Source organism: Desmonostoc vinosum, from assembly GCF_059505385.1.
In genome coordinates this window covers 1-2407 of the sequence record NZ_JCACKM010000007.1, presented here as the reverse complement: position 1 = coordinate 2407, position 2407 = coordinate 1, and the positions used below count along the sequence as shown (strand labels likewise).

Below are 2407 nucleotides of genomic sequence, written 5' to 3'. Positions count from 1 at the left end.
GAGCTTACATAATACTTTCAAATACAAATATGTATTACATTCGCCAACGGTATCACGGTATCCGTATCTCGGCGGCCACCATAACGTTCGCAATCACCGGACGCAGATACCTTTGGCTAGAACCAGATACCTCAAAGTTCCGGTGCATTGCGGTTGTTAGCCGCCGACAACACCAGAAGCCAACGAAAGAATAAACCGAAAGTATCTAACACCATGACGCTTGGGCAACTCCGACTCTTGCTGAAAGCCCAAGTCCCGGTAGATGTGTTGTGCAGACTGCATCAGTTCGCTTGTGAAAAGCCCGATTGAACTCGCCTTGTCGTTTATTGCTTTGGAAATGCACGCCACGGTTAAGGCTTTGGCAATACCTTTGCCGCGATGCTCTGGGTGAACTGCCAACAAGAGGAGCGAAGCCATATCTGGTCTAAAAATTGTCGGGTCACCTTTCCCTGACGGACAGTAAGCAACCGAGCCAATAATATCATTGCTGGAACTGTAAACCATGAATTCTGCCGCCTCTGCTCTTTCTGCGATGTTTCGCAGATTCTTCTGCATGGCTTCCCAAGAGCCAGACGGGAGACACGATGCAAATTCTGCGTAGGCTGCGACGTTCAGATCAGCGATCGCCTCGAAATCTTTACTTGTTGCGATCTCAATCACTTGCACTAATCTCCGTTTTCTAGGCGGCTAACGACCCCAATCACCGGACACAGACGACCTTTGCAACTCACCGAGCGCTTGACTATGTTCCGGTGCATTGGGATTGTTAGCCTGTTCATTGAGAGTATCTAAGTTCACTCATCGACGGGTAACTTCCACCTAATAGGGTAAGTCCGATCAAATATCTCGCGTTGCTGATTGAGATCAACTTGTGGCAGTGTCCTCTCTACAAGATCGAAAACTTCCTCGACAAGTTGGCGTAGTTCCTGGGTTCCGCTGACAGCATCAGTTTGAAAAACATACTCCAACCGTGCAAAAAACTCAGGCGGTTTAATTTTCATTTTTTCAACCCAGTAGCGTGTCCACTTAAAGCCGGGATGATAAATGTGATTTAGCCCAAACAGCAAGTTGAGGAGCCATCGCACAATCATACACCTGTTTTCATATAGCATCGGAATCTCAAGGCGTTCGGTCATGATGTGTTGACCATAAAACGGGCGGAATCTCAGATGCTTTTTAACCATCGCAACAGCAAGGTCTTCAGGATAATGAGAAAGCCGATTTTGCCACTGTTTGATGATGTCTTCGCCGTAAAGAATAACTGCGTGCTGAAGATTAGACGCTGACGCTTGCTTCTCAAACACAAGCCCATTTTGCGACACATCGTAGCGCTCAACAACATCAGTCACAATCTTGTCCATCGCATCTCGTGCCCAATGACCTACTTCGACTTTCATCCCGTATAAATAGAACTGCTCCAACCACGCTTCTTTTGCTTCCTCATGCCGCTCAACTTCCCACCCTTTAACACCAACATTTTGGGCTGTAGCTTGTAATTCTTCGGCAGACGGTAATTGTGACCAAATGAAAGCTAGCTCAAGGTCAGAATACTGGTCTGAGATCCCTACTGCCGCCGAGCCAAACACAAAACACGCTTCAACTTTGGGGTTAGCCGTGAAAGCAGGAGCAATTTTGTGAGCCAATGAAATTCGCCATACGCTGTGTTCAGTCATGTTGAGGATTCATAGTCTCTCTACTGCAACAATGTAGCGCAACAGGCTAACGGCTCAAATCAGCGGCGGCAAGTAACTTCAAACTTAGTACAAAACGCTCTCAACCGTCCGCTGCATTTGAATTGTTAGCCCGTTTTAACGTTTCTAAATTCGGCAAGACCTTTCTCAAACACCTGCTATGACTTGGCTGGTGGCGGACTTGAAATCTAGTGAGATAGTAGATTGATTCTGAGTTAAGCCCAGCCATGAAGCGACTTCGGCTAAATCGAATTTTTAGGTCTGACTCTTGTTAGACTACAGCTACAGCAATCTGGATAATTGGTGATGAAGCAGGACAAGTTGGTAGCCGCATTAAGACTTTATGGTGCCAGCCATGTTCAGTTAACTAGGGCTTTTGCGGATTCATTAGGGTTGCACTCAACGGATGCCGCTGCACTGTCTGAGATCATTTATGGAGAGGACAGAGGTTCGCCTACGTCACCAGCAGAATTGGCACATAAGCTGGCGATTTCTAAACCCGCTCTCAGTGCTTGCATCAACAGGCTTGAAGAGGCCGGACATATTGTGAGGTGTCGCGAATCATCGGATCGGCGCGTGATCACACTACGGTGCAGTCCTTCTATTTACCAGCATGTTGACAAATTTTTTGGTCCGGTTTCCGCTCGAATGAGCAAGGTTATAGAGGAACTCAGCGAAGCTGAGGTTGATCTCATCCAACGGTTTCTTCAGTTATC

General features: G+C 47.1%; 4 protein-coding genes. 2 read left to right on the top strand and 2 right to left on the bottom strand.

From position 1 onward, the window contains the following. The coding region (locus AC5JMF_RS00770) for a hypothetical protein (RefSeq protein ID WP_495793811.1) at window positions 1-194 on the top strand (194 nt) is incomplete at its 5' end. Here the strand turns inward: AC5JMF_RS00770 and AC5JMF_RS00765 are convergent. Then, window positions 157-660 carry a GNAT family N-acetyltransferase gene (locus tag AC5JMF_RS00765; protein WP_495793810.1) on the bottom strand — a complete coding sequence of 168 codons (504 nt, stop codon included), beginning with the start codon at window positions 658-660 and terminating at the stop codon, window positions 157-159. The two genes, AC5JMF_RS00770 and AC5JMF_RS00765, sit on opposite strands and share 38 nt — an antisense overlap. 134 nt (window positions 661-794) lie before the next feature. Further along, a complete protein-coding gene (locus AC5JMF_RS00760; RefSeq protein WP_495793809.1) occupies window positions 795-1673 on the bottom strand; it encodes a DUF4037 domain-containing protein in 879 nt (292 codons plus the stop codon). A gap of 324 nt (window positions 1674-1997) precedes the next feature. Between AC5JMF_RS00760 and AC5JMF_RS00755 the strand changes: the two genes are divergently transcribed. After that, window positions 1998-2407, top strand: a 410-nt coding sequence (locus AC5JMF_RS00755) for a MarR family winged helix-turn-helix transcriptional regulator (protein ID WP_495793808.1), incomplete at its 3' end; no start/stop codon positions are given.